The sequence below is a fragment of the Pseudomonas sp. F01002 genome (assembly GCF_004402115.1).
GTDB classification, from domain to species: Bacteria; Pseudomonadota; Gammaproteobacteria; order Pseudomonadales; family Pseudomonadaceae; genus Aquipseudomonas; species Aquipseudomonas frigoris.
On the sequence record NZ_SOPU01000070.1, the window covers coordinates 1 to 1944 of the forward strand.

The following is a 1944-nucleotide window of genomic DNA, read 5'->3' on the forward strand; positions in this document are numbered from 1 at the left end:
TGCCGCCGGTGAGGGTGTTGTTGCTCAGACCGCCAATCAGGAAGTCGTCGCCGCCCCCGCCGTTGAGCATGTCGTTACCCAGACCGCCGTTGATGATGTTGCTGTGGTTGTCGCCGGTGAGCGAGTCGTTGAAGTTGGAACCGGTCAGGTTTTCGATTGCAGCCAAGGTGTCGGTCCCGGCACCTACGGTGTTCTGCGGGGTGAGCAGGCTCAGATCGACGGTGACCCCGGCGGTGGCGTGGGCATAGCTCGCGGTGTCGACGCCGGTGCCACCGTCGAGCAGGTCGTTGCCCGCTCCGCTGTACAGCAAGTCATTGCCGGCGCCGCCGTGCATTTCGTTGTTGCCGGAACCGGCGGTGAGCACGTCGTTGCCGTCGCCGGCATTGATCACGTTGTTACCGGCGCCCGCCACCAGTACATCATCGCCCGCCGTGCCGGTGAGGGTGTGGCCGTCCTGATAGGTGATGGTCACGGCGGCGTTGTCGCTGCCGCCATGGTTGTCGTTGGCGGCGTAGGTGCCGTGGGCATCTGGCGTGATGTCGTGGGCACCGGCGTAGTTGACGGTCATGGTCAGCTGGTAGTTTTCCGCCCCCTTCCCGCTGTTGCCCGGACCACCGTTGTCGATGTTGGTGATGTGGATCTGGTAGGTGCTGTCCGACGTTGCGGTGAGGGTTTGCCCGTCCCCGAGGGCGATCCATGCGCCGCCGTTGATTGAGTACTCCATAGCGACATGACCGGCCGCCAGATTGTGATCCAGGTTGAGGGTTTCACCCTGTTTGAGGTCGACGGTGATGCGGTCCTCATCGTGGGGGTTGTTGACCGCTCCCAGCGCCCCGCTGACTACCAACACCGCCGTCATGGCTGTCGTGTTGGCGACGAATGCACTGCGGGCGAGGGTCACCGCCTGCGCGTTACCGCCGGTGAAGCTGAAGTTTTGATTGGTGCCGGTGAAGTCCGCGCCTTTGGCAATCCAACCGGTGCTGATGGTGGTCGGCGAAGCAGTCAGCGGATCGCCATTCGGATCGGTGTCATTGGCCAGCAGCAACTCGCCCGGCACCACAATGCTGCCCGACAGCACGTTGGTGATGATGTGGTCATCAACCACCACCGGTGGCGCGTTCGCAATGACCGTCAAAACCGAGCTGGCCTGGTCGTTGTCGCTGATGCAGCTATTGTTCACGTCGATGGTGATGGTGGTGGTCCTCTCGTCGCCATCGCCATCGCGCAAGGTGTAGGTGAACACGTCGGTCGCACCGGGACCGTTCACGGCGCCCGGGTTGCTGTGGTAGACGGCGTTGCCCGCGGCATCCAGCGTCAGGTAACCGTAGGTGCCATTGATCTGGCTGTTCAGGCCGCCGATGGCCGAGGTCGAGGTGTCTGAACCGGCACGCACGCCGACCGCCCCAATCCCATCGGCATCGCTGAAGTCGTTCGCCAGCACGTTGCCACTGACGATGCCGCCCTCCGCTACCGAGGCCGCGTCGGGGTTGGCGGTCGGCAGGTCATCGACGATTTTGACCACGATGGTGCTGGTGGTTGAATGGCCCAGGGCGTCGGTGGCTTTGTAAGTGAAACTTTCGCTGAGGGTATTCGCGCCATCGTCGGCGTGCGGCGTGGTGCTTGGCGCCGACGTCAGCGTGTAGGTGTAGGTGCCGTCGGGATTGAGCAGGATTTGGCCGTAGGTGCCAGTGGCGCTGCCGACCAGTGTGTAAGTGATCGCACCGCTGGCACCGGTGACGGAGCCGACCAGGGTGCCACTGGCGGTTTCAGCCGTGAGACCCGGCTGACTCCCGGTAACGGTGCCGGGCGCCAGATCCTGGCCATCCTGGTTCAGGTCGAGGGCTTTTTCATAGACGGTCACGTCGCTGTCACTGACCGCTCGGATGCAGCTGTTGATCACGTCGATGGTGATGGTGGTGGTGCTTTGGTCACCGTCGGCATCGC

General features: G+C 63.4%; 1 protein-coding gene. It reads right to left on the bottom strand.

The genetic code is table 11. The features are described from left to right. A partial coding sequence (locus tag E3W21_RS28825) for an Ig-like domain-containing protein (RefSeq protein ID WP_218570185.1) occupies positions 1–1944 on the bottom strand: 1944 nt, incomplete at both ends.